Genomic DNA, 16518 nt, shown 5'->3' on the forward strand with positions numbered 1-16518 from the left:
ACATTAACGAGAGCTGCCGCTGGCCTGTTTTCTGGCGCGAGCCTTGGTTATGATGCGCGGCGATTACCTATCCTAGAGGATCAAGCAACAATGACGGCACTGTTAACGGAAATTTCCAGTTGGTTCCGGCCACATCTCACCTTTATCGCATCTGCGTTAATCGCCACTATACTGGTGATTTACGGTGAGCGAATTAACAAAGCGGTTTGGGCGCTGGTGAAAGGCGCTCATTTTATTATTCGAACTATGGTGTTTATTGCGTTATGTGCTTTTGGTTATGGAGCGTTATCGGTTTATCTGGTACCGCTGATCAGAAAACTGTTTTTAGCCGCTGGCAATCTTTGGTTAGGGGTTGCTGTCATCGTGTCGTTTATTGCCGTCGGACTGTTAGCCGAAAAACTCAGTCGCAAAGGTTAGTCTGGTGGGTTGTCGGCAGTCTGCTGTTCACGTCCGCGCAGGCGTTTGAAGAAAGCGGCCACATTATGGTCGCGCAGTTAACCATGCCGATGTTGACGGAAGGCGCCCGTGCTGAAATCAAACGGCTGTACGGTGACGATTGGCTTCGTGAAGTGGTTTCCCGTGCGGCGATGGTGCAGACCGAGCTGAACCGACCCAAAAATCAGTATCAACAGCCGTTGCAAGTTACCTTGTTTGGGCCAGACGATAAAGGGTTCGACGCTGAGAAGCATTGCCCGAAAAACGCCTGTTCCGTGGCCGCCATTTTGGAAAGTCGACAGGTATTGATGTCGTCGGGGTTTTCAGACGCTGACAAACGCCAGGCCCTGCTGTACCTGATGCACTATATGGTGCAACTGCACATACCGTTGAACTGCGGTTTGATCCGGGATCAGGGCGGCCAGAAAATCTACCTGAAAGACGACGCCTTGCAGCCGGTTAATTTTTCCTGGATCTGGAACCACGACTTGTATCGGCGCGAGAATAAACGTTGGTTTACCTATGCCCAGGAGTTGTATCGAGACATGGCAAAACTGGATACGCAAGCCTGGACCAAAACGTTATCAGTCGCGGATTGGGCGTTTGAATCGTACACCATTGCCTTGCAGGAGGTTTACCCTGAGGCCGTTGAAGGACGCTACAGTGCCAGCCTGATTAAAAAGGGACAGAAACTGATGGAACAACAGTTAATGAAAGCGGCATTTCGAACCGCGGCATTGTTAAACGATATGTTTCCGGAGCCGGAAGAAGAAAAGTCGATGAATTAATGGGTAGGCCAGAAATGAGTCGGGGGAAGTAAACACTTCCCCCTGGAGTCGTAAGCAGCGCCTTTCCTGGGCGTTTGTTCTTCCTGATCAACCTAGTCCTTAGGCTGAAAGTACGTCCTGTACCGGTCCTGATCTTTCCCTGTTGCTTCCGTGCTAACCCTGAATCCGTGGGTTCATGTCCTGGTCGGCATCCGAGCCGTTATGCTAATCCGTTGTTAGCCATCCTCGGCTGTCATCCTGCTGTGTTCGTCCTGAACGGGGAGCATTGTATCCAAATAATGATGCTCAATTTGAGTCATATCTTTCGGTATATTTAACGTGCTTGTTCAAAATATAAAACCGGCTCGCTATCACTGCGTTGTAGGAATATTATGTAGTTCTAATATAAGAAGTCAGCGCCAAAGATTACTCGTTTTGTAGGAAATGTCTTACAAGGTGGTGAGGGGTAAGGGAAGTATTGGAAAAGTGAAGTAGCCAGAAACGAGAAGGGGAAAGCGGTATAAGCTTTCCCCTGGAGTCGTAAGCAGGTTATTCCATCAACGGTTCATCCTGAATGAGAGACTTCCGGTCACTCACGTACACATCCTGTGCGTGTCCTATTTCATCCTGAAGAATCCGTTCTGGCCCGTCCTAGACCCAATCCTCAGCAGCATCCGGCTGCAATATTCCATCCGTTGGTCACCGTCCTGGCGATTCATCCTGTGCTTTCATCCTGAACGCGGAGCTATTATAGGCTCGTTAGATGGTAAAAATTTGGTCAAAAAATGATCGGTTATTGGGCTTTAAACGTAGTACCTGCTTGGCGTGCGGCTTTCAGGGCAAATGTGTCGATTGCGTCACATTTTTAGCGTCTTTTCGTACGTATCTTGTAGGAAATATCTTACAAATGGGTGAGTGAAAATGGAAATTAGTCTCTTGAAGGCACGCAAAAATGCACGAATAGAGGTAACTGTGTCAGAGGAATAAAATAAAGAAGGGGGAGGTGGGGAAGCTGAAGCAGCTTTCCCCTGGAGTCGTAAGCTTGTCGTCCTTGATGTGATTCTCCTGAAAGGTAACATCCTGCCACCTGTTGCTCGTACCTGAGCCTGTCCTGATTTCGTCCGTGGAAGTCCGTTTCTGCTGCATCCTGCAGGAATTCTGGGGTAACGTCTTGTTGCCCTGTTCCATCCGTGGTCACTATCCAAGTGAAATTTCCATCTCGTTCGTCCTGAACGCGGACTATTATATGCAAAACAAAGGTGTGTATTTTCTGCCAAAATAAGCCTTGAAAAACCCGTACAGTGAATGACGACGGTACTTTGCGGCCTTAACGGTGTTTTGCGATGTTCATCACAAATTTCGCGTATCTTCTCGTACGAAGGTTGTAGGTTAAATCTTACAAACGAATTCAGGAATTATGGAAAAAAACCAACCCAGCTACTTTTATTACGGTGATCGACAACTGTTGAACCAGCTTAAAAACGCTAAGTTGCCATTGCAGAAGGATTGGTCGTTGCTGGAACCTTACGTTCGTTTTGATCAATGGCACACAAACCTGCATCAACCGGTGACGGAACAGGAAATACTCGCCGGTTTGCAACAGGAGTACGACAAGTTGCCCATGTCGATTCGAGGTTTGCTGGCGTTTGAAGACTTTTTGGCAAAACGGGACACCTTCGAAGCCGACATCCGGCGCAAAGTTTTGGCCAGTCGGTCCCAGGCAATGGGTCCTGCGGCATACAGCCAAAACCGACTGTCTAAAGTCGGTTTTATAAGGCTGTTCAGCGCGGCGACCAGTGATTACGGTTGGCGAACACTGGCCGATCAGCATCAGGGTTTGTGTATTGCGATTTCCAGTCGGGCTGCGTTTCTTCAGCCCAAGGCCGGGCAACCGGTGATGTTGAAACCGGTTCAATACGGCCTACCTCATGATACGCAAGTCAGCGCCTCCAACCCGATACCCGGCGCGTTCAGCGACGCGGAAGAAAACAAAGCGCGTGCCGAATGGCGGGCGGTGTATCCAGTTCAGGCTATGACGGATACCGCTCTGAAGTTAGCGAAAAACGACATCACGCAAATCTATGTGTCGGTGTGTGCCTCTGAAGAACTGCTCGAACAGGTGAAACAGTTGGTGCGTTTGGATTTACGCTACCGGAAAACACAGGTCTTTCAGGTAACACCCGATGCGTCACGGTGGCGCCTGACGGCGCGAGAGATATCGCTGAGCGAAGGTTGATATTTTTTAGCCTGGGCGGAGAAATAAAAATCCCCTGCTACGCTTAAGGAAAAACCTCTGATGGAAAAGGTATGCAGAAATTAAGTTTCCTGGTTGTCGATGATGCCAGCTTCATTCGTGATCTCGTTAAACGTACCCTGAAAAGTCAATTTGCCCAGTGCCATATCGATGAGTCCATCAATGGCCGTAAAGCACAATCGCAGCTAAAAAAGCGTCAGTATGACCTGGTGTTGTGCGACTGGGAGATGCCGGAAATGTCCGGCCTTGAATTGTTGCAGTGGCTGCGCGAATACGAAACCGAACGGGAAATAAAAAAGACACCTTTCATGATGGTCACCAGCCGTGGTGATAAATCCCATGTGGTTGAGGCGGTGCAATCTGGTGTGTCCGATTACATTGGAAAACCCTTCAGCAGCGAGCAACTGCTCAAGAAAGTCTTTAAGCTGCTCTCGGTGAATCACCGGGAATTGATACGGGCTATTTTAAAAGGTTCAGCCGCCATGCGGGCACCGACGACCGGTACTGGCAATGATTCGGCGAGTTTACTGACAGCGAAAACGGTCTCCGCCCCCAAGCAGGTATCGCAGTCCAGTGACACAGGGGGCTCCGCGAGCTTATTAACGGCGGGTTCCGTCAGTTCTAAACTGGTGAATCAAAACAGCGCCGGGGAGCAACGTACTGCCTCGCCTAAAGCCTCGTTAGGGAAGGTATCATTACGTTCGCCAAAAGCGCAATGGCAGGGCATGTTACGGGACATTAACCTTACCGACGCAGCGGTGATGATCGACTTCAGCGAGTCCTCTCCGCCCGGGGTGCTGGAGCAGGTGGTGATTGATATTGCTCCGAAAAAAGACCCGGACGCGGTCGCGCGGATCAACACCTTTGTGACCTCCATCGTGTTGCAGGAGAAAAATCTTGAATGCTCACGGGCGTTAATCAATATTCATATTGTCGATGACGACCCCGATAAACTGGACACCTTGAGTAAGTTTGTCGCCGAAGTGCGCTAGTTCATCCAAGTTCGACTAAAAAGAGTACCAAACAAACAATGAGGCACTGACTGCCTCTTTTTACCATCTGCATATTCTCTGCAAATTTGACCTGTTTAATGCACGGTAGCAATTAAACACTTGAGGTCAGGTTTATGCACCGCTTACTTTCCATACTCTCTTTCGTCAGCATGATCGCAGTTCAGATGCTCTGTACTGCACAGGCCGCAACGGTCGATGCCGGGTCGCTTGGCGGCATCAGCAGTGATGGCGCAACCCAAAACAATCTCAATTTGAGCCCTGAGACCATCGTTTTCCCGCAAGCGGTCAACCCAAGTGCTTCGGGGTTTATCAGCCATAACGGCAGCGGCCAGTGGCAGTTTTCCACCAATGACGGTGCGACGCAAACTGATGTCGGCGGTTATTTTATTCGGTTCGATGGCGCACCCGCGCTGCTGGGCATACCGGCCGAGACCGGAACGTTAACGGTCGGTGCTGGCAATGTGATCGAGGACGTCTGGACCGATCGCATCTACAGCCGCCCGGTGGTGTTTGTCGCGTTTGAGAACCCCAGTTTTTCACACGGTGTGAGCATTGTACCCACGGCTCCGATCACTCATGGCAATCAGTTTCTATTTGATATCCGCCAAGCGCCTGGTTTTTCGGCCGATTTGGAAGGCGCAACGCTGAAGTACCTCATTGCCGAAGAAGGCTGGCATCGTCTGGCCGACGGCCGCATGTTGCTGATTTCCAGTACCGAACTACGCGATACCGGCTTTACCGGCCAGACCATTGAGTTGGGCGCCACATTTCAAGATGCAGTGACGGTGGCCCAGTTACAACGCCCCATGCTGTTTCATAACGGCACCTTGTTCCGCAACTTACTGGACATGGAGGTCTATCAGGGTGCAACGGTGACCGCTGGAATCGGTGGTATCTCCGAGATCAGTTTTCGCATGATGCAAAACCGGAACGTTGAAGAGGCTAATGGCAGCACCGTGTATGCCGGCCGTGTTGGCTTTATGGTGCTGGGCAACCTAACCGAGATGGATAAAAAACTGCATTGGGTGAAAGACACCAGTACCAATATCCGCGGGGGCAGCTATTTCACCGTTCCTTCGACTAACTTCACCAACTATCCCCACAGTGCCGCGACGTCGCCATTGCTGAACAAAGCCGCCTGCGCTGAAGATGACGACGTTCAGAATTTCTGTGTTTATATGTCAATGCCCGTAGATGCTTTCAGCCGGGCCAACTTTAAGACGCCGCGCCTTCCTTATATGAATGCCGATTTTCAGCCGTTGCAAATGCAGCGCACACTCTATTCGGAACATGACAACTGGGATTGGACAGATGTCATCAGCAACGATCTCATCAACCCGACTGTTGACGACGACAATGCACCGGTGACGGGTACATTAGCGCAATTGCATGTCAATTTTGTCGCCGATCGAGGTTGGGATGACTACATAACCGGAAGCGATTTCTGGCACTGGTTTGCCACCTATCATTACAACAGTTGCACCTTTGATGGCATGAACACAGCCTGTGTTGATTACGAACTGGGTGACACCATTCTCGATGCCAATGAGCTGCATTGGAAGGCCACAACATCTTACAATAACTCCAGTCAACTCAGCGGTACACGTGGCGCTAGGTGGGGGGCGCCCCCTTTTTGGACCACTGAAGAGCGGCTGTTCAGTGTTCGGGATGATGCCCGACGTGACCACGCCATCATTATTGAGTATGTGACCGTGCCCACTTGGGCGGCGAACCAAGGCGCCGCTTACTTCAATTATGATTTGCCCCCAGAGGGTGTGACTGCTACAGGCGTCCAGCCCGACAAGTATTACTCGAACTTTGATACGGAAGCGGCGATGGCCTTCCACGGAGAGACTTCGAGTGCATGGCAATTCCACGGCATGATCTTGAGGGCTTCGGCCACGGAATGGAACTGTGGTACCTGTGGTAACACGGATTTTGGTGAGTGGCGCTCGTCGTCAGGTTGGAGCTTTACGATACCCTATGCAAAATCCTTGACTGGACCTCAATGGTATAAAGACCGTATTCACGTAAAACCTGTCGTTGATAAGGTCACTCGCAATTTCCGTGTGGGTGACACCCTGTTTGCCAATGTGCCTTGGGGTTTTGATACCGGTAATTATCGCTGGGTCCGTTCAGCCACGAAAGAAATCGACAGCGCAATTACGCTTGCGACTGACGTGTTTGGTTATCAGGCCGTAGCCGATGATGCCGGCCAGTTTATTACCATGTGTATGACCTATCTCAGCATTGAGCGCTGTGGTGAGTGGTTTGAAGTCGGCAATATCCCTTATGCCGCCGATGTGCACATCACTCCGGAATTTTCCGAGCCTGTCGCGGGCTCGGGTCTACTCGGCCAGCACACCTATCTGGCGCCTGATGAGGGAACCTACAGCCAGGAATCGCAAAGCCTGTATCAATGGCAAACGCTGACCAACAACACCTGGACCGACATCGCCGGTGCGACCGAAAACACCATCGATGTGTATATTGCTGCCGGAACGCAAGTCCGATTTTGCGTGACGCCGCGCTCACTCGAAGGCCTCACGGGGCCAGAGCTGTGCTCAGCGGCTGTAGTCATGCAGGGCGATTTTGATGGCGATGGCTACTCCGATGACTGGGACAGCGATGACGACAACGATGGCAAGAAAGACTGGTTCGATGCCTTCCCGTTTGATGACTCCGAATGGTTAGACACCGATGGCGATGGCATTGGTAATAACGCCGATTTGGACGACGATAACGACGGCATCAGCGATGAAGACGAAAACGCTGGCTTAACCGATCCTCTGTTAGCGGACACAGATGGTGACGGCACCAATGACTTAGAAGATCCACAGCCCACCAGCTACGGCAACTTTCCGGATTTTGACAACGACGGACTGGACGATACCGTCGATGAAGATCGTGACAACGATGGCGTCATCGACTTTGTTTACCAGATTGAAGGGACAGCCGAACTGCAAACTCTGATCACCGAAAATGACGTGGTACTCGCCTGGGCGCGGATCGACGACAACCCCTACAGCGCCTGCGTGGCCAATCAGATCACGGTCACCAGCAATGCCGACAGTGGCCCCGGTACATTACGCCAGGCGCTCACCGATTTGTGCGCCAGCGAGCCCGGAGCAGATTTCAATACCATCACATTCAGCGAACCAATGACCATCATGCTCGAAAGTCCGCTGCTGATAAGCAAAGGCATGAAGATTGATGGTAATGGCGAGGTGGTCATTGATGGGCAAAACGAGACTTCGCTGTTTGAAGTGTTGATGGCCGACAAACTGATGGGCAGTCAGTTCCCGCATCTGGTCGGTCTAACCTTGCGCAATGGGTTTAATCAACAAACAGACGAGGATCTTGAGCTTGGATACCTTGGCGCTCAAACGCCTGCGAGTGCCATTGATATGGTCAACACATCCTATCTGATGCTCGATTTCGCCCTGATTGAAAACATGACGGCGCCCGTTGTGGGTGGTGAGAACTTTGTGCTGTATATGGATAACAGCCTGATCGCCAATGCCACTGGTTCGGACGCCGCACTGCTCACCACCGATGGTCAACTCAATCTGTTTTCTACGACCGTTTACAACAGCGAAGGCGGTGCCTTGACCGTGTCAGGCGACGGCAGCGCGCAACTTTATAACGCCTTACTGTTGAACGGCCCGACCGGTTCAACGGTCTGTCAGATCAGCACCTGGACACAGCAAACCGCCAATTGGGTGGAAGGCAGTGAATGCGGTGTTACGTCGACTGGCTATGTTGCCTTGGCCGATCCGGCAAACGGTGACTACCGGCCGATTCCCGGCAGTGCCAACATCGAAGCCGGCCCGGGCGATATGGAGATCGCATCCGGTGCGCTTGACCTGCTCGGTAACGATCGTTTGATGGGCGAATACAACCCCGACAACCCGGAAGAACTCGGCGGCCCGATTTACCCGCGAGTCGACATCGGCGCGATTGAATACGATTTTTATGGCGACTTTGATGGCGATGGTGTCTTGGACGTCAACGATGACTTTCCAGACAACGCGTTGGAGACCACCGATACCGACGGTGATGGCCATGGCGATAACAGTGACGCGTTCATCAATGACGACAGCGAATGGCTCGACACCGACGGCGATAATATCGGCAACAATACCGATACGGACGACGACGGCGATGGCTATAGTGACAGCGTTGAACTCGACGAAGGGTCAGACCCACTGGACTATAGCAGCATCCCAACTGACTTCGACGGCGACCTGATCCCGAACTCCACAGACATTGATGACGACAACGATGGCGTCAATGATGACGAGGATGCGTTCCCATTAAACGCATTAGAGTGGCTCGACTCGGACGGTGACGGCACCGGCAACAATACCGACATGGACGACGATAACGACGGTTACAGCGATACCGTTGAAAGCAACGAAGGCTCTGATCCGCTCGACGCGAACGACACGCCATTGGATACGGATGGCGATTTCATTCCGAACTCAACCGATGTCGATGATGACAACGACGGCGTCAATGACGGCAGCGATGCCTTCCCGTTAGACGCGTCAGAGTGGTTGGACACTGACGGCGATAACATCGGCAATAACGCGGATACCGACGATGACGGAGACGGCTACAGCGATGCCGTTGAAAGCAACGAAGGCACTGATCCACTCAACGCTAACGACACACCGTTGGATACGGATGGCGATTTCATCCCCAACAGCATCGATGTCGATGATGACAACGATGGCGTCAATGACGACAGCGATGCCTTCCCGCTCGATGCGGCAGAGTGGTTGGACACTGACGGCGATAACATCGGCAACAATGCGGATACCGACGATGACGGAGACGGTTACAGCGATTCCGTTGAAAGCAACGAAGGCACCGATCCGTTGGACTCTGAAAGCATCCCGGCCGATTTCGATGGTGACTTTATCCCGGACAGCACCGACGTAGATGACGACAACGATGGCGTAAACGATGACGAGGATGCCTTTCCGTTCGATGCAACTAAGTCAGAAGATTCCGGTTCAGGCGACTCGGATACCGATGGTGAGGCCGATGCCACCCAAGATGATGAACCGGCTAAGGGCGGTAGTTTAGGGCTGATACTTTTGCTGCTTTCCTGGCCACTGTTCGCGCTCAGACGACGAACCACCGTATAACACTCTTCAAGGGGGGCATTGCTCCCCTTTTTTGTTTTCTGCATATTCTCTGCAAATTTGTCGGTTTTACTGAATCCTAGACTACAACTGAGGTCAGGGATCATGAAACGACTATTATCGATGCTTTCCTTCGCCGCTCTGATGACCGTGCTGAGTCTCGGCGCTGCACAGGCGGCTACAGTGGATGCCGGGTGGCTTGGAGAGATCAGCAGCGAAGTGACAACCACTAGCAATCTCTCTTCGGGTTCTGAGACTCTTGTTTTCGCTCAAGCAGTGAATCCGAGTACATCTGGGTTTATCGCAAATAGCGGTAACGATCAGTGGCAGTTTTCCCCAAACGATGGCGCAAGCCTCACCAATGTGGACAGTTATTACATTCGTTTTGACGGGGCACCCGCATTGCTGGGGGTTCCAGCGGAGACCGGAACGTTAACGGTAGGCGCTGGCAATGTGATCGAGGATGTCTGGACTGATCGCATCTACAGTCGCCCCGTTGTCTTTGTCTCGTTTGAAGATCCTGAACTGAACAATGGTGTGAGCATTGTACCCACCGCACCCATAATGCAAGGCAATCAGTTCCTATTTGATATCAGGATGGCCGACGGGTTTGCGGCTGATTTAGAAGGCGCGACGTTAAACTACCTTATCGCCGAAGAGGGCTGGCATCGTCTTGCCGACGGTCGCATGTTGCTGATATCCAGTGCAGAACTGCGCGATACCGGCTTTAGCGGTCAAACCATTGAACTGGGTGCTACGTTTCAAGACGCGGTCAGTGTGGCGCAGCTCCAGCGTCCAATGCTGTATAAAAACAGTCTTGGATTTCGTCAACTGAACGATATGACCGTGTATCAGGGTGCCACCGTCACCAGCGGTATTGGCAATATTTCCAGTATCGGTTTGCGAATGATGCAAAACCGAAGTGTCGAAGAAGCCAATGGTAGCACCGTGTATGCCGGGCGGGTGGGCTTTATGGTACTCGGTAACCTATCCGAATTGGATAACAGGATTAAATGGGTCAAGGATACCAGCACCAATATCCGTGGCGGCAGTTACCAGACCGTGCCGTTGAATAATTTCACCAATTATCCGCACAGCGCAGCAGTGTCACCGCTGTTAAATAAAGCCGCATGTGCTGAAGATGATAATGTGCAGAACTTCTGTGTTTATGCGTCAATGCCGGTGGATACGTTTAGCCGAAGTAACTTCACAAGACCGCGCTTTCCCTACATCGATGCTGATTTTCAGCCATTAAAAATGCACCGTACGATGTATTCGGAACATGACAACTGGGACTGGACTGACGTGGTGTCGGCCGACATGGTCAATCCAACCATTGACAGCGATGACACGCCTATTACCGGCACACTCGCTCAGTTGAACGTCAACTTTGTGGCCGACCGTGGTTGGGATGACTGGTTTTTTGGACGAGATTTCTGGCATTGGTTTGCCACTTATCATTACAACACTTGCACCTATAATGGTGTAAACACCGCCTGTGTTGATTATGAACTGGGCGACACTATTCTCAACAATCATCAACTGCATTGGAATGCTTCCACCACTTACGATAATTATGAGGAAATTAACGGTGGGCATGGAGCCGTTTGGGGTGAGCCGCCAGAGCTCACCAACGAGCAAAAACTGTTCAGTGTGGGGGATGATACCAAGCGTAACCGTGCCTATATCGATGAATATGTGAGCGTTCCAGCTTGGGCAGCCAATCAAGCAGCCGCCTACTTGAACTACGATGTACCCGAGTATGAAACACGTCATTTTGCGATGATGCCAGAAAGCAGATCCGGAAATCATAATAATAAAGAATCTTGGTTAAAGTTTTATTCAGAAACAACCAATGATTGGCAGTTGCAGTCAATGACGTTAAAAGCGTGGGGCACCGAATGGTTTTGCGGCACGTGCGGCAATACAGACTTTGGTGACTATTTTTCTTCTTCTATATGGTGGTTTAGTGTTCCTTTTCGTTCGTTTGGCACCAATTACAGCGTAAGACATGATTACATAGAAAAGCACCTTCATGTAAAACCTGTGGTGGATAAGGTGACCCGAAATTTCCGTGTCGGTGATTTCCTGTTTGCGAATGTTCACTGGAGTCTGGACACCAGCGATTATCGCTGGGTACGCTCGGCCACTGAAGATATCGACAGTGCTACAACTGTTGCGACCAACGTCTTTGGTTATCAGGCTGCGGCCGATGACGCCAACCAGTTTCTCACCTTCTGTATGACCTATAAAGACATCGAACGTTGCGGCGATTGGTTTGAAGTAGGCAACGTACCTTATGTTACCGATGTACATGTAACCCCGGAATTTTCCGAGCCTGTCGCGGGCTCGGGTCTCCTCGGCCAGCACACCTATCTGGCCCCTGATGAAGGGACCTACAGCCAGGAATCGCAAAGCCTGTATCAATGGCAAACGCTGACCAATACCAATTGGACCGATATTGTCGGTGCGACAGAAAACACTATTGATGTTTATATTGCCGCGGGGACGCAAGTCCGTTTTTGCGTGACACCTCGCTCACTCGAAGGCATCACGGGGCCAGAGCTGTGTTCATCAGCGGTGGTCATGCAAGGCGATAACGATGGCGATGGCTACTCCGATGACTGGGACAGCGATGACGACAACGATGGCAAGAAAGACTGGTTCGATGCCTTCCCGTTCGATAACTCCGAATGGTTAGACACTGATGGCGATGGCATCGGTAATAATGCGGATACTGATGATGACAACGACGGCATCAGCGATGACGATGAAAATGCCGGGTTAACCGATCCGTTAAAGTACGACACGGATGGTGACGGTACCAACGATTTTGACGACCCACAACCCACCAGTTACGGCAACTTTCCGGACTTTGACAACGACGGTCTGGACGATACCGTCGATGAAGACCGCGACAACGATGGCGTCATCGACTTTGTGTACCAGATTGAAGGGACCGCTGAGCTACAAACGTTAGTTACAGAAGATGACGTGGTCTTGGCCTGGGCGCGGATCGACGACGACCCCTACAATGCCTGTGTGGCCAATCAGATCACGGTCACCAGCAATGCGGACAGTGGCCCCGGCACATTACGTCAGGCACTCGCCGATTTGTGCGCCAGCGATCCGGCCGGCGATCTCAATACCATCACGTTCAGCGAACCCATGACGATCGCGCTTGAAAGCCCACTGCTTATTACCAAAGGGTTAACAATTGATGGTACTCGCGAGGTGGTTATTGATGGGCAAAACGCAACCTCGCTGTTCGAGGTATCAATGACCGATAAACTGATGGCCAGTCAGTTCCCGAACTTGGTCGGCCTAACCTTACGTCATGGGTTGAGCCAACAAACTGGAGAGGATGCTGAGTCTGATTATTTGGATAACCCAAGGCAGGCCAGTGTAATTGAGATGCATTCAGCATCCTATCTGATGCTGGACTTCACATTGGTTGAACATGTAACCGCACCGGCTATTAATGGTGAACACTATAAGCTGTACATGAATAACAGCCTGATCGCCAATGTATCCGGAAGTGACGCCGCACTGATGACGACTGACGGACAACTCAATCTATCATCATCAACGCTGTACAACAGCGAAGGTGGTGCGCTCACCGTACTTGGAGATGGCTCTGCGAATTTGCGCAATAGCCTGCTGCTGAATGGTCCAACAGGCTCAACCGCTTGCCAGGTCAGCAGCTGGACACAGCAAACCGCCAGTTGGGTGGAAGGCAGTGAATGCGGAATTTCATCAACGGGCTATGTCGCCCTGGCCGACCCTGAAAACGGAGACTACCGCCCCATTCCAGGTAGCGCTAACATCGAAGCCGGGCCTCGCGATATCGACCCGGACAGTGTTGATGTTGACTTGCTCGGTAACGATCGCATCATGGGCGAGTACAACCCCGACAATCCGGAAGACCTGGGTGGACCGATCTTCCCATACATCGACATTGGCGCCATCGAATACGATTTCTATGGCGACTTTGACGGCGACGGCGTTGCCAATACGAACGACGCCTTCCCGGATGATGACACCGAAACTACGGACACCGATGGTGACGGCCATGGCGACAACAGCGATGCGTTCATCAATGACGACAGCGAATGGCTCGACACCGACGGCGATAATATCGGCAACAATGCCGATACGGATGATGATGGTGACGGCTACAGTGACAGCGTTGAACTCGACGAAGGTACGGATTCTCTGGATAGCGCAAGCGTGCCCGCGGACTTCGATGGTGACTTGATCCCAGATAGCACAGACGTTGATGACGACAATGACGGTGTCGAAGACATTAACGATGCATTCCCGTTCGATGCGTCCCAGTCTGCTGAGCCAGATTCGGGCGATTCTGGCACAGGCGATAAGGGGGATGCATCACAAGATGAGGAACCTGCCAAAATAGGAAGTTTTGGGCTATTTGTTCTGCTTTTATTATGGCCGCTGCTTGTTAACCGTCGCAGAAAGGCCGCGTAAAGAAGAGGATGGGGAGCTAAGCTCCCCATTTTTTTTGCATCTGCATATTCTCTGCACAATCCATTGGTTCAATGCACCTATCCAAATGCAATTTTCCAGGAGTTCCTATGCGATTATTTAGTTTGTTTTTCGCCATGTTGATGCTTTTCAGTGCCTGTCAGCCAATTAACGTAACGTCCAATGATGGCAACGGTGTAAAGATTGAGATTCAAGCAAATGCAACTTTACCAACTGAAATAACGCCAGAAACAGTTATTGAAGTTGAGTTTTCGCAGGCCATTCCCGCTGGTACCGATTTAAGCCCATTTTTTACCATTAGCCCGGCGATCGAAGGTGACCTGGTACTGGCAAGTGACGGTCTTAGCGTGACCTTTACGCCTGAGGTACCGGGTTGGGCACCGGGCGTGACCTATCAAATCCGTGTGACCGATCAGGTAGCGTTAGCCACAGGTGATCAATTTGTTGCCGCACAATGGAGCCTGTTGGCCGAAGGCTGGACTGACCCAGCCGAGCAGTTTGCGACTGGTGGTTCGGTGACCGGTTGGGATTTGGCGACCGATTCAAAGGGTAATGTCTATGTATTGGCCGGTGCCTATGGCACTGAATTTGATGGACAGCCACTGGAATACTTTAATCAGGTCTTTATTCAGAAGTTTAAGCCCAGCGGAGAAAAGCTGTGGACGAAACGACTCGATGTGGGCGGCAACGCCAGCGGACCTAACTTTCACATTAATGGCAACGATGAAATTATTGTCGGACTCACGGTTGAGTTACCTGCTGATGATGCCGATGGACCTTTAACCAATCGGGCCATGGTTATGGCACTCGACTCGGATGGCAATGCAATGAGTGGCTACCCTTGGAGGCTGCAATCAAGTGATCCGACGAAATGGGTAACGTTAAGCGAGATGCGCGTGGCGGACAGTGATGATGTCTATGTGCGTGGGCAGACAATAGGCTCAATCGATGGTAGCCAAACTGGTAACTATTACGTTGCCAAGTTCAACCAGAATGGCAGCCTAGCCTGGGTAAATCAGTTCGGTGGACCCACGCCAGGTATGAGACCTATACAGATGGTCCTGGATGTCGATGGTAATGCCTTTTTGGTGTTAAACGGTGAAGGGGATTTTGAAGGTACGACGCACACATGGGCTTGCGAAAGTTTCTGCCAAAGCGGAGCGATAATGAAAATAACCGCGCAGGGTGATATCGATTGGATAGAACGCTTTGGACAAGACCATGTGAATGTGTGGTCGGATGCAATCACCTTAAATGCACAGGGTGAAATCCTGGGTGGGTTTGAGGTTTACCTGACCCCAGAGAACACAAAGCCGGACAATACGACTTTGAACGGAGCAACTCTACCAACCAAGAATGGCATGGCGATGGTGCGTTTCGACACCAATGGCAACCACCTCAGTACCCAGCCTCACGGTAATGCATTTGATGGTGGCAACTGGCCAACTGATCTGCTGTTGACAGACGAAGGCACCTTGCTGGGTACTGGCACCTATGCTGGCAGTACCTGGGAATATGAAGGCTGGTTAGCAGAGTGGGACGCGCAAGGAGTACTCATCTCCGAGCGCGCGTTTCCGGGCACTAGTGCAGATGGACTCGAACTTTGGGCGTTGACCATCGACCCTTGGGGCAATGTGTTTGTCTCCGGCGTACAAAACTACGGTGCAGACAACAATTGGGAATCCGGTTTGGTCGTCAAAAAACTCAGCTTCGACTGATCACAGCGCCTCGTAGACATAACCGGCGCCATACACGGACCGAATGGGCTCGCTCGGCAAATTCAGCTGAGCGAGCTTTTTACGTAAGTTGCGCACATGGGAGTCGATGGTGCGGTCGCTGACATCTCTGAAATCCTGATACACCAGATCGAGAATCTGCGCGCGTGCGTAGATGCGGCCCGGGTGCTTATAGAGCAACTGAAAAAGATTGAATTCTATTTGTGTCAGTTCAATACGCGCACTCTGATAAACAACGGCGTAGCTACCTTCCACCAATTGCAGCGCGGGAGCGTCCTGAACAACGCGACGGTCCAGTCGGCGCACGGCCGCATTGACTCGCGCCACCAATTCTTTGGTGCTGAACGGTTTACACACGTAATCATCGGCACCGGCGTCCAGCCCAAGCAGGCGGTCGACTTCCTGTACTTTGGCCGTAGTCATAATAATCGGCACATCACTGAATTGCCGGATCTCTTGGCAGACGGTTAAACCATCTTTGCCGGGCAGCATTAAATCCAGAATGATTACGCTGGGCTCATTGGCTTTTACCCAGTCTGTCACCCCCAGGCCCTCGGCAAACCAATGGGTCTGGTAGCCCTGCGCCTGCAGATAGGCTTGCGTCACCTCAGCAATATCACGTTCGTCTTCTACTATTAAAATCGTATGGCTCAT

General features: G+C 51.4%; 8 protein-coding genes. 7 read left to right on the forward strand and 1 reads right to left on the reverse strand.

All coding sequences use genetic code 11. The features are described from left to right. Positions 1–90: 90 nt before the first annotated feature. The 7 genes from IYN85_RS17930 to IYN85_RS17960 all read left to right on the forward strand — a co-directional run bounded on the left by IYN85_RS17930 (position 91) and on the right by IYN85_RS17960 (position 15846). Complete coding sequence (locus IYN85_RS17930) at positions 91–417, forward strand: DUF3392 family protein (protein ID WP_196160306.1); 327 nt, start codon at positions 91–93, stop codon at positions 415–417. Then, positions 342–1223, forward strand: a complete 882-nt coding sequence (locus IYN85_RS17935; RefSeq protein WP_255533771.1) for a S1/P1 nuclease — start codon at positions 342–344, stop codon at positions 1221–1223. The genes IYN85_RS17930 and IYN85_RS17935 overlap by 76 nt, the downstream gene beginning before the upstream one ends. A gap of 1396 nt (positions 1224–2619) precedes the next feature. Continuing rightward, the gene (locus tag IYN85_RS17940; RefSeq protein WP_196160308.1) at positions 2620–3438 is read left to right on the forward strand and encodes a hypothetical protein; all 819 of its coding nucleotides are present in this window, start codon (positions 2620–2622) and stop codon (positions 3436–3438) included. 71 nt (positions 3439–3509) lie between these two features. After that, a complete protein-coding gene (locus tag IYN85_RS17945) occupies positions 3510–4448 on the forward strand; it encodes a response regulator (RefSeq protein ID WP_196160309.1) in 939 nt (312 codons plus the stop codon). Positions 4449–4582: 134 nt separating this feature from the next. Further along, positions 4583–9625: a thrombospondin type 3 repeat-containing protein gene (locus IYN85_RS17950; protein ID WP_196160310.1), complete on the forward strand. Its 5043-nt coding sequence runs from the start codon at positions 4583–4585 to the stop codon at positions 9623–9625. A gap of 102 nt (positions 9626–9727) precedes the next feature. Then, positions 9728–14110, forward strand: coding sequence for a hypothetical protein (locus tag IYN85_RS17955; RefSeq protein WP_196160311.1), 4383 nt, complete (start codon positions 9728–9730; stop codon positions 14108–14110). Between the two features lie 107 nt (positions 14111–14217). Next, a complete protein-coding gene (locus IYN85_RS17960) occupies positions 14218–15846 on the forward strand; it encodes an Ig-like domain-containing protein (RefSeq protein ID WP_196160312.1) in 1629 nt (542 codons plus the stop codon). Here the strand turns inward: IYN85_RS17960 and IYN85_RS17965 are convergent, their stop codons facing one another. Beyond that, positions 15847–16518: a response regulator gene (locus IYN85_RS17965; RefSeq protein ID WP_196160313.1), complete on the reverse strand. Its 672-nt coding sequence runs from the start codon at positions 16516–16518 to the stop codon at positions 15847–15849.

Origin of the sequence: Reinekea sp. G2M2-21 (assembly GCF_015687175.1) — a bacterium.
In the GTDB taxonomy this organism is placed as follows: domain Bacteria; phylum Pseudomonadota; class Gammaproteobacteria; order Pseudomonadales; family Natronospirillaceae; genus Reinekea.

Coding starts and splice junctions, on each gene's coding strand:
- IYN85_RS17930 (WP_196160306.1), top strand. CDS start 91: ATGACGGCACTGTTAACGGAAATTTCCAGTTGGTTCCGGCCACATCTC.
- IYN85_RS17940 (WP_196160308.1), top strand. CDS start 2,620: ATGGAAAAAAACCAACCCAGCTACTTTTATTACGGTGATCGACAACTG.
- IYN85_RS17945 (WP_196160309.1), top strand. CDS start 3,510: ATGCAGAAATTAAGTTTCCTGGTTGTCGATGATGCCAGCTTCATTCGT.
- IYN85_RS17950 (WP_196160310.1), top strand. CDS start 4,583: ATGCACCGCTTACTTTCCATACTCTCTTTCGTCAGCATGATCGCAGTT.
- IYN85_RS17955 (WP_196160311.1), top strand. CDS start 9,728: ATGAAACGACTATTATCGATGCTTTCCTTCGCCGCTCTGATGACCGTG.
- IYN85_RS17960 (WP_196160312.1), top strand. CDS start 14,218: ATGCGATTATTTAGTTTGTTTTTCGCCATGTTGATGCTTTTCAGTGCC.
- IYN85_RS17965 (WP_196160313.1), bottom strand. CDS start 16,518: ATGAGCCATACGATTTTAATAGTAGAAGACGAACGTGATATTGCTGAG.